Genomic DNA, 14633 nt, shown 5'->3' with positions numbered 1-14633 from the left:
CTCCCGCGGACACCGGCCGCCACGCCGGTGGCGCGGGGGTGGGCGCGCGGCGCGGCGCGGACCTACACTCGCGGCCTGATCCCTCGGTCAGTCCCGCCCCCACCATCGGGCGGCCGCCCGGCGGACAGCACGAGACGCACCGCGCCGGCGCCCCCGGCGTCCGGTGTCCCCCCCGAGCTTCGAAGGAGAAGCGCAGATGACGACAGTGGCCTGGATCGGCCTCGGCAACATGGGGAGCCGGATGGCGACCCACCTCATCTCCGCGGGACACACCGTCCGCGGCTACGACGTCTCCCCGCAGGCCACGAGCGCCGCGCAGGAGGCCGGCCTGCAGGTCGCCGGCAGCATCGCGGAGGCGGTGGACGGGGCGGACGTCGTCGTCACGATGGTCCCCAAGGGCGACCACGCCCGGGCCGTGTACCTCGGCTCCGACGGCGAACAGGGCGTCTTCGACCACGCGGCGCCGGGCGCCGTCCTCATCGACTCCTCGACGATCGACGTCGCGACCGCCCAGGAGCTGCACGACGAGGCCGCCCGGCGCGGGCTCGCCTTCGTCGACGCCCCCGTCTCGGGCGGCATCAGCGGGGCGGCCGCGGGCACCCTCACCTTCATGGTCGGCGGGCTGCCCGAGAACGTCGACCAGGCCGTCCCCTACCTCGAGCCCATGGCCGGCAACGTCATCCCCACCGGCGGGCCGACGACCGGCCAGGCCGCGAAGATCTGCAACAACCTCATGCTCGGCATCAACATCGCCGCCATGTCCGAGGGCGCGGTGCTCGCCGACCGGCTCGGCCTCGACCGCAAGCTCTTCTGGGACATCGCGCGCGTGAGCTCGGGCGACTCCTGGGCCCTGCGCACGTGGTACCCGATGCCGGGCATCGTCGAGGGCGCCGCGTCGAACTCCGACTTCGCGGCGACCTTCTCGACCGCCCTCATGCACAAGGACCTCGGCCTCGCTCTCGCGGCGGCGGAGCAGACGGGCACGCCACTCGACTTCGGCGCCCTCATGGCGGAGCGCCTCCAGCAGATCACCGACGCCGGCTACGGCGACAAGGACTGCACCGCCGTCGTCAAGATCGTCGACGGCACGCTGACCGCGCAGTCCCCCGACGCGCAGAACGGAACGGCACCGTGAGCCACATCGACCCACCCTCGGGCGGTAGCCCCGACGGCCCCGACGGGCCCGTCGTCCCCGGCGCCAACCGCGCCCCGATCGACCCCGGTGTCGGGCGCCGCATGGAGCACGAGCACACGCAGGACACGTCGTACCTGCGCAAGGTGGTCGGCGCGTCCATGGCCGGCACGATCGTCGAGTGGTACGAGTTCTTCCTCTACGGCACCGCCGTGACCCTCGTCTTCGGCAAGCTCTTCTTCCCGCAGACCGGCAACGAGCTCGACGGCATCATCGCCGGGTTCGGCACCTACGCGGTGGGCTTCGTGGCCCGCCCGCTCGGCGGCATCGTCTTCGGCCACATCGGCGACCGGATCGGCCGCAAGAGCCTGCTGCAGCTCTCCCTCGTCCTCATCGGGGCGTCGACGTTCCTCATGGGCTGTCTGCCGACGTTCCAGCAGGTCGGGTACTGGGCCCCGGCGCTCCTCGTGCTGCTGCGCTTCATCCAGGGCTTCGCCCTCGGTGGCGAGTGGGGCGGCGCCGTCCTGCTCGTCACCGAGCACTCCCCCAACCGCAGCCGCGGCTTCTGGGGCAGCTGGCCGCAGGCGGGCGTGCCCTTGGGCAACCTGCTCGCGACGATCGTGCTCCTCGTCCTGTCGGCCACGCTGAGCAACGAGGCCTTCCTCTCGTGGGGCTGGCGCGTCGGCTTCTGGCTGAGCGTCGTCATCGTCGTCATCGGCTTCTACATCCGCACGAAGATCAGCGACTCCCCGATCTTCCAGGAGGCCAAGGCGGAGGCGGAGGCCGAGGCGGCCGCGTCGTACGGCCTCGTCGAGGTGTTCAAGCGGTACCCGCGCGGCGTCTTCACGGCCATGGGCCTGCGGTTCGCCGAGAACATCGTCTACTACATCGTCGTCACGTTCTCGATCACGTACCTGAAGGCGCTCAAGGTCGACACGACCGAGATCCTCTACCTGCTGCTCGTCGCCCACGTCCTGCACGCGATCTACGTGCCGTTCATCGGGCACCTGTCCGACCGCGTCGGACGCCGTCCGCTCTACGCGCTCGGCGCCCTGCTCACCGCGATCTGGCCGTTCGTCGGGTTCCCGCTCTTCGACACCAAGGCCCCGATGTTCATCCTGCTCGGCATCGTCCTCGGCCTGCTCGCGCACGGCCTCATGTACGCCGTGCAGCCCGCGATCATGGCCGAGATGTTCCCGACCCGCATGCGCTACTCGGGCGTTTCGCTCGGCTACCAGGTCACCTCGATCGTCGCCGGCTCGGTGGCCCCGCTCATCGCGACCGCCCTGCTGCGCGAGTACGGCTCGTGGGTGCCGATCGCCTGGTACCTCGTCATCGCCTCGGCGATCACGCTCGTCGCCGTGGCCGTGCTGCGCGAGACGAAGGGCGCCTCGCTCGTCGCCATCGACGACGAGGACATGCGGCGCCTGCAGGTCGAGAAGGACGGCGGCCGCTTCTGATCGGCGGGCCACCTGCGACCGACCCGGACCGCGGGTGAGGGCGGGGCCGGCGCGACGACCGCGCCGCCCCGCCCTCGTCGTCTCCGCCCCCGGCGACGCGCCTGGGCGCCATCACGACGGACCCACCCTGGACCCACGCCGGACCCTCGATGCACGCCGTGACGGGCCGACGATGCGCTCACGGATGGACACCGTGATGACGTCGCGGGTCCCCGTGCGCTAGGAAGGACGACATGACCTCCACCACCGACACGACCACCCCCGCGACGGAACGGATGCTGATCGGCGGCGACTGGGTCGACGCCGCCTCCGGCGAGACGATCGACATCATCACGCCGACGGACCGCAACCGCGTCATCGCCACGACCCCCCGCGGCGCCGAGGAGGACGTCGACCGGGCCGTCAAGGCGGCCCGCGCCGCGTTCCCCGGCTGGTCCGGCACCTCGTTCACCGTGCGCCAGAAGGCGCTGCTCGCGATCGCCGACCGGCTCGAGTCGGAGGCGGAGGGGCTCGCCCAGCTCACCGCCCTCGACACCGGCAACGCGCTGCGCACGCAGGCCCGCCCCGAGGCGCAGACCCTCATCAACCTGTTCCGCTACTTCGGTGGCGTCGCCGGTGAGGTCAAGGGCGTCACGCTGCCCGCGGGCGACGGCGAGCTGTCGTACACGCGCCGCCAGCCGCTCGGCGTCGTCGCCGGCATCCTGCCGTGGAACAGCCCGCTGCTCATCGCCGGGTTCAAGATCCCTGCGGCCCTCGCGGCCGGTAACACGATCGTCATCAAGGCCGCGGAGGACGCGCCGCTGACGATCGTGCGCCTCGCGCAGATCTGCGCCGAGTACCTGCCCGCGGGCGTCTTCAACCTCGTCACCGGATACGGCGCCGAGGTCGGCGAGGCCATGACGCTCCACCCCGACGTCGACAAGGTCTCGTTCACCGGCTCCACCCTCGTCGGGCGCGGCGTCGCCGCGAAGGCGGGGCAGCGGCTCGCCCACTCCAGCCTCGAGCTGGGTGGCAAGTCGCCGTCGATCGTCTTCCCCGACTACGCCGACTCCCCCGACCTCATCGGCCAGCTCATCGCGTCGACCCGGTTCGCCCGCCAGGGGCAGAGTTGCACCGCCGGATCCCGGCTGTTCCTCCACGAGGACTGCTACGACTCGGTGCTCGAGCGCCTCGTCGAGGCCGCCGCCGCCCTCAAGGTCGGCGACCCGCGGGACGAGGCCAGCGACATCGGCTGCATCATCAACGCGAAGCAGTACGACCGCGTCCAGGGCTACATCGACGACGGGCTGTCCCAGGAGGGCGTCGAGGTCGCCTACGACGGCCGCCCCCATCTGTCCGTCGGCGAGCCCGGCTTCTACCACGCGCCCATGATCCTCTCGCGGGTCGACAACGACTGGCGCATCGCCCAGGAGGAGATCTTCGGGCCCGTCCTGTCGGTCATCCCGTGGAAGGACGTCGACGAGGTCGTCGAGATGGCCAACGGGACGCACTACGGCCTGGCCGCGTTCGTCTTCAGCAAGGACCTCGACGCCGCCATCACGACGGCCAACCGCATCGACTCCGGCTGGGTGCAGGTCAACCAGGGCGGCGGCCAGCTCGTCGGCCAGTCCTACGGCGGCATGAAGACCTCCGGCATCGGCCGCGAGGCCTCCCTGGAGGGCATGCTCGAAGGCTTCACCCAGATCAAGCAGATCAACGTCAAGCTGCACTGAGCGACGGACCCGACGCCGGCCGCCCCCCGCTCGGGTGGCCGGCGTCGCCGTGCCCGGACGGGCGAGGGTGGAGCGGAGCGGGCGGTCGGCGCGAGTCCGTGAACCTCCACGTCACGAGCCGACCCGAGACCGGCAGCCTCCCCGGACGCGGTGGAGAACGGCGCGGGCCGCGCTCAGGAGAGCCGGGACTCGACCTCGCGCAGCGCGGCGCGCAGTTCCGTCGTCGGGTCGACGCCCGTCGCGGCGCAGGCCAGCGCCTCGCGCAGCAGGCGGGCGCCGGGGCCGTCGGGCAGGGCCGCCGCGGCGGCGGACACCTCGTCGGCCCGGCCCGCGCGGGACAGGCGGGAGGCGACCTTCGCGGCGCGCTCCAGGGGCGGCAGACCCGTGGGCAGTCCGTCGAGGGGGCCGGTGCGCTCCGGCTTCTCGCGCCGCTTGATCTCCTCCCAGCTCACCTCCACCTCGCCCGGGGTGCGGGCGGAGCCGTCGGCGAACACGTGGGGGTGGCGGCGGCGCAGCTTGGCGACGATGCGGCCGGCGACGTCGTCGAGGTCGAACCGGGCGGCCGGGTCGGGCGCGTCGGCGGCGACCCGGGCGTGGAAGACGACCTGGAGCAGGACGTCGCCGAGCTCGTCGGCGATGTCGTCGGGGTCGCCGGCGGCGATGGCGTCGGCGAGTTCGTGGGCCTCCTCCACCGCGTACGGGGCGAGGGTGGCGTGCGTCTGCTGCGCATCCCACGGGCATCCGCCCGGTGAGCGCAGCCGGTCCATGACCGCGACGAGCTCGGCCACCCGAGAGAGGTCGGCTGGACGCGACGTTCCGCCCGACGCGGCGGCGTGGACGCCCGGCTCCGACGGGTCGGCGTGGGCGGGGTCGGCGCCCACGCGCTCAGCCGGCCGGGTTGGGCGCGGCGAAGGGCTTGGCGAGCCAGTCGGGGTTGTACGGCGTCAGGCCTCCCTGGTCGGGGGCCCAGGTGCCGTACTTGGGGTTGACCTGCACGTCGGCGGTCGTCATCGCCTTCTGGAACGCGGCGCTCGTCCGCTCGTCGAACTGCTGGGCGAGTTGCTGGGTGTGGAAGAACTCGACCGTGGCCGGCGACGGGTCCGGGAGCTGCTGGGCGAGCGCCGAGCGCACGGAGGCCGTCGACACGCGGGAGGCCTGCGCGCCGAGCGCCTGCTGCACGAAGGGCCGCGCGATGAGCACGAACGCGATCTGGCTCCGCTGCGGCACCTGCGCCCCCTGGACGGAGGCGAAGTCGGCGGCGATGTCGTCGATCGCCTGCTCGGGGATCTCCTGCCCCTGGACGCGGGCCGCGACGCCGGGGGTCGGGACGGAGCACGACGCCGTGGTGACGGCGCCGGCGAGGGCCAGCCCCGCCGCGGCCGCCCGCATCGTCATCCGCCTACGAGCCGTGTGTGCGCTCACCGCAGTTCCTCTCGTGCCGGCCCGGGCCTGCTCGCCCGGGTCCCGGATGGATCCCATTCTCGGTCATCGTGCGTGCCTCGCCCGCCATCATCGCCTGCCCGCCCCGGCCGCGCTCGCACCGGCCGCCGCGGGCGCGCCGTCGAGGAGCACGTGGGTGAGCAGCTCGCCCGCCCATTCCAGCACGGCGGTGTCGCGCAGCGGCTGCCCGCCGACCGGCTTGGTCTTCGGGGCGTTGACGAGGATCGTCCGCGTCGCCGGCTTGACGATCGTGCCCTTGTACATCCGCTCGAGGCGCAGCTGCTGGCTCTCGCGGAGCTCGACCGGGCCGAACCGGATCCGGGTGCCCTGCACCCCGATGTCGGCCACCCCGGCCGCGCGCGCGAGGGTGCGCAGGCGGGCGACGGCGATGAGGTTGCGCACCGGCTCCGGCATCTGGCCGTACCGGTCGACGATCTCGGCCTCGATCTCGGCGAGGGCCTCCTCGCTCTCGACGGCGGCGAGCTTCTTGTACGCCTCGAGGCGCAGCCGCTCGCCGGGCACGTAGTCGTGCGGCAGGTGGGCGTCGACCGGCAGCTCGATCTTCACCTCGCGCGGCTGGTCGGCGGAGCGGTCCGAGCCCGTGCGGAAGTCGGCGACGGCCTCGCCGACGAGCCGCACGTACAGGTCGAAGCCGACCCCGGCGATGTGCCCCGACTGCTCGCCCCCGAGCAGGTTGCCGGCGCCGCGGATCTCGAGGTCCTTCATCGCCACCTGCATGCCGGCGCCGAGGTCGGTGTGGCTCGCGATCGTCGCCAGACGGTCGTGGGCCGTCTCGGTCATCGGCTTGTCGGGCGGGTAGAGGAAGTACGCGTACGCGCGCTCGCGACCGCGGCCGACCCGTCCGCGCAACTGGTGGAGCTGGGAGAGGCCGTAGGTGTCGGCGCGGTCGAGGATGAGGGTGTTCGCGTTCGAGATGTCGAGGCCCGTCTCGATGATCGTCGTGCACACGAGGACGTCGAACTTCTTCTCCCAGAAGTCGAGGACGACCTGCTCGAGCCGGTGCTCGCCCATCTTGCCGTGGGCCGTCGCGACCCGCGCCTCGGGCACGAGCTCGCGGATGCGGGCGGCGAGCCGGTCGATCGAACTCACCTTGTTGTGGACGAAGAAGACCTGCCCCTCGCGGAGCAGCTCGCGCCGGATGGCGGCCGTGATCTGCTTCTCGTCGTAGGCGCCGACGAACGTGAGCACCGGGTGGCGCTCCTCCGGGGGCGTGGCGAGCGTGCTCATCTCGCGGATCCCGGTGACGGCCATCTCGAGGGTGCGCGGGATCGGCGTCGCCGACATCGCGAGGACGTCGACGTTCGTGCGCAGCGCCTTGAGCTGCTCCTTGTGCTCGACGCCGAAGCGCTGCTCCTCGTCGATGACGACGAGCCCGAGGTCCTTGAACCGGATGCTCCCCGAGAGGAGGCGATGCGTGCCGATGACGAGGTCGACGCTGCCGTCGGCGAGCCCGTCGATCGTCGCCTTCGCCTCGGCGTCGCTCTGGAACCGCGAGAGCGCCTTGACCGTGACCGGGAACTGGGCGTACCGCTCCGAGAAGGTCTGGAAGTGCTGCTGCACGAGGAGGGTCGTCGGCACGAGCACGGCGACCTGCTTGCCGTCCTGGATCGCCTTGAACGCCGCGCGGACCGCGATCTCGGTCTTGCCGTAGCCGACGTCGCCGCAGATGAGGCGGTCCATGGGGACCTCCTTCTCCATGTCGGCCTTGACCTCGTCGATGCTCGAGAGCTGGTCGGTGGTCTCGACGTAGGCGAACGCGTCCTCGAGCTCGCGCTGCCAGGGCGTGTCGGGGCCGAAGGCGTGGCCGACGGTCGCCATCCGCGCGCTGTAGAGACGGATGAGCTCGCCGGCGATCTCCTTGACGTGCCGCTTGGCGCGCGACTTCGTCTTGCTCCAGTCGGAGCCGCCGAGCTTGTTGAGGGTCGGGGCCTCGCCGCCGACGTACCGCGTGACCTGGTCGAGCTGGTCGGTGGGGACGAAGAGGCGGTCGCCGGGCTGGCCGCGCTTGCTGCTCGCGTACTCCAGCAGCAGGTACTCCCGCGTCGCGCCCTGCACGGTGCGCTGGGCCATCTCGACGAACCGGCCGACGCCGTGCTGCTCGTGGACGACGAAGTCGCCGGCGCGCAGCGAGAGCGGGTCGACCTGGTTGCGCCGGCGCGACGGCATGCGCCGCATGTCCTTGGTGCTGCCGCCCGAGGTCGCCGTCCCGCTCTCGACGAGGTCGGCCTCGGTGAGCAGGACGAGCCCGGCGGTCGGGGCGAGGAAGCCGTGGTCGGCGGCGCCGGTCGTCAGGTGGACGAGGCCGCGCTCGAGGTCGAGCCCGTCGGGCTGGAGCCGGTGGGGCACCTCGTGCTCGGCGAGCACCTCCGCGAACCGCTTCGACAGGCCGGAGCCCTCGGTGACGACGACGACGAGGCGCCCCTCCTCGTTCCAGCGGCGCACGTCGGCGACCGCGGCCTCGGAGGCCCCGCGGTAGGGGATGACCTCGGTCGTGTCGATGCGGTGGTAGGTCGTGTCGTCGCTCTCGCCGCCGACCGTGGGCTCGTCGCCGTCGGGGCCGGCGGTGAAGCTCGTCAGCGACCACCAGGGGGTACCGATGGAGACGGCGTGGGCGCGCAGGTCGCCGAGCGTGCGGTAGGAGGCCTCGTCGAGGACGCCGCGCAGGTCGACGGGGACCGCGTTGCCGGCGGCCGCGTTCGCCCAGCTCGCCTCGAGGAACTCCGCGCTCGTCGCGACGAGGTCGTGGGCGCGGGTGCGGACCCGTTCGGGGTCAACGAGCACGGCCCGGGAGCCGGCCGGGAGCACGTCGAGGAGTGTCTCCATGCCGGGCAGCAGGGCCGGGGCGAGCGACTCCATCCCCTCGACGGCGATGCCCTCGGCGACCTTGCCGAGCAGGTCGGCGACGCCCGGGAGGGTCTGGGCGAGGCGGGCGGCGCGCTCGCGCACGTCGGGGGTGAGCAGCAGCTCGCGGCAGGGCGGGGCCCACAGCGACAGCGGCGGCGCCCCGGGCGTCGGGGCGAGGCTGCGCTGGTCGGCGACCTTGAACTCGCGGATCTCGTCGACCTCGTCGCCGAAGAACTCGACGCGGATCGGATGCTCGCGGGTGGGCGGGAACACGTCGAGCACGCCGCCGCGGACGGCGAACTCGCCGCGCCGCTCGACGAGGTCGGTGCGCGTGTACGCGGCGGCCGCGAGCGCGTCGACGACCTCGGACAGCGGGTGCTCCTCCCCCGCGTGCAGCGCGACCGGCTCGAGCTCGCCGAGCCCCTTGGCCACCGGCTGCAGGAGGGCGCGCACGGGGGCGACGACGACGTCGAGCGGGCCGTAGCCGCCCGCCTCGTCCGCCTCCGGGTGGGCGAGGCGGCGCAGCACGGCGAGGCGCTTGCCGACCGTGTCGCTGCGCGGGCTGAGCCGCTCGTGCGGCAGGGTCTCCCAGCTCGGGAACGGCGCGATCCGCTGCGCCGGCAGGTAGCAGCCGAGGGCCTCGACGAGGTCGTCCGCCGCCCGCGTCGTCGCCGTGACGACGAGCAGGACCGGCGGCGGGGCGGCCTCCACCGACCCGTCTGAGTCCCCGCGCGCCGCATCGGCCTCCCGCGCCGCGCCGGTGAGCGCCGCGAGCACGGCCGGACGGGCACCGGGGGCGACCGTGACGTCGACGAAGCCGGCGCCCGTACCGTCCCCGGCCGCCGCGAGGACGCGCGCCAGCGCGGGGTCGCCGCGCAGGACGTCGACGAGGGGGGTGAGGCTCATGGGTGGGCAGGCTCCTGTGGAAACGAAGTGGCAGCCCGGGTTCGCAGGCGTCCGTCGATAGACAGCCTAGAGTCGGCCTCCGACATTCCCCCGGGCGCCTGGACCGCCCCGTGCCACGGCCTGCCGGGGCGCGCGGAACAGGCCCTCAGGCTCGGGGCAACGGCCCCGGCACGTCGCCGACGCCGCTCTTGCCGTGCGAGAGGATCTCGAGCAGATAGTCGCCGTAGCCGGACTTGGCCAGGGCCTCGGCACGCCGACGCAGTCCGTCGTCGTCGAGGAATCCGAGACGCCACGCGGCCTCCTCGGGGCAGCCCACCTTCAGGCCCTGCCGGGACTGCACGGTCCGGACGAAGGTCCCGGCGTCACCGAGGGAGTCGAAGGTCCCGGTGTCGAGCCACGCCGTCCCCCGTTCGAGGACGGAGACGCGCAGGGTGCCGCGCTCGAGGTAGGCCCGGTTGACGTCGGTGATCTCGTACTCGCCCCGGGGCGAGGGCCGTAGGTTGCGAGCGATCTCGACGACGTCGTTGTTGTAGAAGTAGAGACCCGGCACGGCGTAGTTCGATCTCGGGACCGCGGGCTTCTCCTCGATGGACCGCACCCGACCGTCGTCTCCGAACTCCACGACGCCGTACGCGCTCGCGTCGGCCACCCAGTAGGCGAAGACCACTCCCCCGGTCAGGCCGCGCAGCAGCCGCAGCTGGGTCCCCAGACCGTGCCCGTGGAAGATGTTGTCGCCGAGGACGAGGGCGACCTCGTCCCCACCGATGAAGTCGGCCCCGATCGTGAAGGCCTGGGCCAGTCCGTCGGGTGAGGGTTGTTCCGCGTACGCGATCGACACCCCGAACTGTGAGCCGTCCCCCAGGAGCCGGCGGAAGCCCTCTGATTCGTGCGCGGTGGTGATGACCAGGATGTCCTGGATGCCCGAGAGGATGAGCGTCGACAGGGGGTAGTAGATCATCGGTTTGTCGTAGACGGGCACGAGCTGCTTGCTGATGCCCTGGGTGATCGGGTGGAGCCGAGAGCCGGTCCCACCGGCCAGAATGATGCCGCGCATGGGGCCAGTCTGGCGGGTATGCCGCCGCCGCGGCGCGTCGGCCCACCGCCCTCTTTCGCCAGGCGGGTCACGAACGATCGGCCGCCCGCAGGGCCGCCGATTCCGCCCCTACGATGGGGCCCATGTCCCGCTTTCTCGTGACCGGTGCGGCCGGGTTCATCGGCTCCAACTTCGTCCGCCACCTGTTGACCACGACGGACGCCCGCGTCACCGTCCTCGACAAGTTGACCTACGCCGGCGACCGCCGCACGCTCGACGGCCTGCCGGACGACCGGCTGACGTTCGTCCACGGCGACATCTGCGACGCCGAGGTGGTCGACCGGCTCGTGGCCGCGTCCGATGTCGTCGTGCACTTCGCCGCCGAGTCGCACAACGACAACTCGCTGTCCGAACCGTGGCCGTTCGTCGAGACCAACATCGTCGGCACGTACACCCTGCTCGAGGCCGTCAGGCGGTACGACACCCGCTACCACCACATCTCCACCGACGAGGTCTTCGGAGACCTCGAACTCGACGACCCGGAGCGGTTCTCCGAGGACACGCCGTACAACCCCTCGAGCCCCTACAGCTCGACCAAGGCCGGGTCCGATCTACTCGTACGCGCCTGGGTCCGCTCCTTCGGGGTGCGGGCCACCATCAGTAACTGCTCGAACAACTACGGACCCTTCCAGCACGTCGAGAAGTTCATCCCGCGCCAGATCACCAACGTGCTCGACGGAGGGCGGCCCAAGCTGTACGGGCAGGGCCGCAACGTGCGTGACTGGATCCACGTGGAGGATCACAGCTCGGCCGTGCTGCGCATCGCCGAACGCGGTGAGATCGGAGCGACCTACCTCATCGGCGCCGACGGCGAGCAGAACAACCGCGACGTCGTCGAGCTCGTCCTCGAGCTCATGGGCCGGCCGCGCGACGCCTACGACCTCGTCACCGACCGCGCCGGCCACGACCTGCGCTACGCCATCGACTCGACCAGGCTGCGCACGGAGCTCGGGTGGCAGCCGCGGTTCGCGGACTTCCGAGCCGGCCTCGCCGACACCATCGACTGGTACCGGGCGAACGAGGGCTGGTGGCGCGGCCAGAAGGCCGCCACCGAGGCGAAGTACGCCGCCGTCGGCCAGGCCTGAATCCCACCCGCCGCCCACCCCTCCCACGTCAGGACCCTGTGACAGTGAGCGAACTCGTCGTCCGCACGACCGACATCCCCGGCCTCCTCGTCCTCGATCTGCCCGTCCACGGCGACAACCGCGGCTGGTTCAAGGAGAACTGGCAACGGGCCAAGATGGTCGCGGCGGGGCTGCCGGACTTCGGTCCCGTCCAGCAGAACGTCTCGTACAACGAGGAACGCGGGGTGACCCGGGGCATCCACGCGGAGCCGTGGGACAAGCTCGTCTCCGTCACCACGGGCCGCGTCTTCGGGGCCTGGGTCGACCTGCGCGACGGTGCGGGCCACGGCCGCGTCGTCACCGTCGAGATCGGGCCCGGCACGGCGGTGTTCGTGCCCCGCGGGGTCGGCAACGCCTACCAGACCCTCGAACCAAGAACGGCGTACGCCTACCTCGTCAACGACCACTGGAGCCCCGCGGCCAAGGAGCGGTACACCTTCGTCCAGCTGGGCGATCCCGAGCTGGGGATCGCCTGGCCGGTCCCCCTCGACGAGGCCGTCCTGTCCGAGGCCGACCGGTCGCACCCGCCGCTCGCGCAGTCCCGCCCCGTCCGGGCGCGGCGGACGGTGATCCTCGGGGCCGGCGGTCAGCTCGGGCGCGCCCTCGCGTCGGCGATCCCCGACGCGCTCGCCCTCCCGCGCGCCGTGGCCGACCTGGCCCGGCCCGAGACTCTCGACGAGATCGACTGGGCCGACGTCGACGCCATCATCAACGCGGCGGCGTACACCGCCGTTGACGCCGCAGAGACCCCGGAGGGTCGACGGGAGGCGTGGGCGACGAACGTCACGGGCGTCGGGCGCCTGGCCCGCATCGCCACCGAGCGCGGGATCCCGTTGGTCCACGTCTCGTCCGACTACGTCTTCGACGGCACGCGAGAGGAGCACGACGAGGACGAGCCGTTCTCTCCGCTCGGGGTGTACGGCCAGACGAAGGCGGCCGGCGACGCCCTGGTCGCCGCCTGCCCCCGGCACTACATCGTGCGGACGAGCTGGGTCGTCGGCGAGGGGAAGAACTTCGTCGCGACGATGGCGATGCTCGCCGACAAGGGCGTGAGTCCGTCGGTCGTCGACGACCAGTTCGGCCGGCTCTCGTTCACCGAGGACATCGCGGCGGGCATCGTCCACCTCGTGCGTACCGGCGCGGCCTACGGCACGTACAACCTGACCAACTCGGGCCCGACGCAGAGCTGGGCCGACATCGCCGCCGACGTCTTCGAGCTGCGCGGCCGGGACCGTGACGACGTCGCGCGGGTGAGCACCGAGGAGTTCTTCGCCGGCAAGGCGATGGCTCCCCGGCCCACCCACAGCACGCTCGACACGAGCAAGCTCGAGGGCGTCGGCTCACGCGCACCCGAGGCCCGAGCGCGCTTACGGGAGATACTCGCTCGCGACTGACCCCGTTCACGGACCCGGGCGCCGGGGGCCGCCCGCCGGGCGGGGCTCGCCCCGGCGTGACGGTTCCCGCGCCTGTACAGTCGTTCTGAACGTTCGATCCACTGGGGCCCGCGTACGACACGGCGCGGAGGGGTCGCGAGCAGATGACGCCCAGGGTCATGGCCCGGGGGAAAGCGAGTCGGGACATGCCAGGTGGACACGCTGTGCGCGCGCGTCGGATCGCCCTCCTCGGAACGCGGGGCGTGCCCGCGCGTTACGGCGGTTTCGAGACGGCGATGGAGGAGGTCGGCCGCCGTCTGGTCGAGCAGGGCCACGACGTCACCGTCTATTGCCGGACGGGGAACAGCGGCGAGACGCCGCAACCCCGTGAGTACCTCGGGATGAAGCTGGTCCATCTGCCGGCCATGAAGAAGCGCTCGCTCGAGACCCTGAGCCACACGTTCCTCTCCGCTCTGCACCTGGTCTTCTCGCGGCGCCGATTCGACGCCGTCGTCGTCTGCAACGCGGCCAACGCGCCCGTGCTGCCGCTGCTGAGGTTGCGCGGCATCCCGGCCGCGGTGCACGTCGACGGCCTCGAGTGGCGCCGCACCAAGTGGGGGCCGGTAGGCCGCCGGTACTACCGGCTCGCCGAGTCGCTGTCCGTGCGATGGGCCGACGCGCTGGTCGCCGACGCCTACGGCATCGAGCGCTACTACGCGGACGAGTTCGGGGCCCGCACGGTCGGCATCGCCTACGGCGCCCCGGACATGACGCGGGTGGGCTCCGACCTGCTGTCGGGCGTGAGGGTGGAGAAGGGCCGCTTCCACGTCTGCGTCGCCCGGTTCGAGCCCGAGAACCACGTCGACCTCATGATCGAGGGGTATCTGCGCAGCGGGGCCCGCTACCCGCTCGTGGTCGTCGGGTCGACCCCGTACCCCACCGAGCACAACGCCCGGATCGAGGAACTGGCCTCCCGATCGGACCAGGTCCGCCTCCTGGGCGGTGTGTGGGACCAGAACCTCCTCGACCAGCTGTACGCCGGTGCCCTCACGTACCTGCACGGCCACTCCGTCGGGGGGACCAACCCCTCGCTGCTGCGGGCGATGGGCGCCGGCACGCAGACGATCGCCTACGACGTCGTGTTCAACCGCGAGGTCGCGGGACCCGACGCCCTGTACGCGTCCACCCCGGGTGAGATCGCGGCCGCCATCGACGAGGCGGAGGCCGACCCCGTCGACACCCGCAGGCGCGGCGACGCCCTCGCCGCCCGCGCTCTGCGGCGGTACACCTGGGACCACGTCGCCACCGCCTACGGCGCGTTGTGCGATCGTCTGGCCGGCGGAGAGTCCCAGCGCACGCTGTACTCGGGACGCCGCTCCCCCGCCTCCGCCTGGCGTTACGGGCGGACCCCGTGGATCCAACCCCCGGAGGAGGCGGGCCGCATCGAGTCCCCGGTCCCCGCGAACCCGGCCGACCGCCCTGCCGACGCGTCCGTCGACGCCCGGTGAGCCGGACGTCCCGGCACCGA

General features: G+C 72.3%; 10 protein-coding genes. 6 read left to right on the top strand and 4 right to left on the bottom strand.

Annotated elements, in window-relative coordinates:
- Positions 1-196 precede the first annotated feature (196 nt).
- From mmsB to ICW24_RS10420, 3 genes are all read left to right on the top strand, one after another.
- A complete protein-coding gene (gene mmsB, locus ICW24_RS10430) occupies positions 197-1135 on the top strand; it encodes a 3-hydroxyisobutyrate dehydrogenase (protein WP_226345655.1) in 939 nt (312 codons plus the stop codon).
- 101 nt (positions 1136-1236) lie between these two features.
- Positions 1237-2592, top strand: coding sequence for an MFS transporter (locus ICW24_RS10425; RefSeq protein ID WP_226345788.1), 1356 nt, complete (start codon positions 1237-1239; stop codon positions 2590-2592).
- 233 nt (positions 2593-2825) lie between these two features.
- On the top strand, positions 2826-4304 hold the full coding sequence (locus tag ICW24_RS10420; RefSeq protein WP_226345654.1) for an aldehyde dehydrogenase family protein: 1479 nt from the start codon (positions 2826-2828) through the stop codon (positions 4302-4304).
- 173 nt (positions 4305-4477) lie between these two features.
- Here the strand turns inward: ICW24_RS10420 and ICW24_RS10415 are convergent, their stop codons facing one another.
- From ICW24_RS10415 to rfbA, 4 genes are all read right to left on the bottom strand, one after another.
- On the bottom strand, positions 4478-5092 hold the full coding sequence (locus ICW24_RS10415) for a MazG family protein (protein ID WP_226345653.1): 615 nt from the start codon (positions 5090-5092) through the stop codon (positions 4478-4480).
- A gap of 97 nt (positions 5093-5189) precedes the next feature.
- Positions 5190-5726, bottom strand: a complete 537-nt coding sequence (locus tag ICW24_RS10410) for a hypothetical protein (protein ID WP_226345652.1) — start codon at positions 5724-5726, stop codon at positions 5190-5192.
- Between the two features lie 87 nt (positions 5727-5813).
- Positions 5814-9515, bottom strand: coding sequence for a transcription-repair coupling factor (mfd, locus tag ICW24_RS10405; RefSeq protein ID WP_226345651.1), 3702 nt, complete (start codon positions 9513-9515; stop codon positions 5814-5816).
- 145 nt (positions 9516-9660) lie between these two features.
- On the bottom strand, positions 9661-10569 hold the full coding sequence (rfbA, locus tag ICW24_RS10400; RefSeq protein WP_226345650.1) for a glucose-1-phosphate thymidylyltransferase RfbA: 909 nt from the start codon (positions 10567-10569) through the stop codon (positions 9661-9663).
- Between the two features lie 122 nt (positions 10570-10691).
- Here rfbA and rfbB point away from each other — a divergent pair, with 122 nt between their 5' ends.
- From rfbB to ICW24_RS10385, 3 genes are all read left to right on the top strand, one after another.
- Positions 10692-11693 carry a dTDP-glucose 4,6-dehydratase gene (gene rfbB / locus ICW24_RS10395; RefSeq protein ID WP_226345649.1) on the top strand — a complete coding sequence of 334 codons (1002 nt, stop codon included), beginning with the start codon at positions 10692-10694 and terminating at the stop codon, positions 11691-11693.
- A gap of 44 nt (positions 11694-11737) precedes the next feature.
- Entirely contained in the window at positions 11738-13126 is a 1389-nt protein-coding gene (locus ICW24_RS10390; protein WP_226345648.1) for a sugar nucleotide-binding protein, read from the top strand.
- Between the two features lie 203 nt (positions 13127-13329).
- Positions 13330-14613 (top strand): DUF1972 domain-containing protein, encoded by a 1284-nt coding sequence (locus ICW24_RS10385; RefSeq protein ID WP_226345647.1) that lies wholly within the window; start codon positions 13330-13332, stop codon positions 14611-14613.
- The last annotated feature ends 20 nt before the right edge of the window (positions 14614-14633 follow it).

This window comes from Agilicoccus flavus (assembly GCF_014857905.1).
GTDB classification, from domain to species: domain Bacteria; phylum Actinomycetota; class Actinomycetes; order Actinomycetales; family Dermatophilaceae; genus Agilicoccus; species Agilicoccus flavus.
Note: the sequence above shows the minus strand (reverse complement) of the source record. Positions and strands in the feature narration are given on the sequence as shown.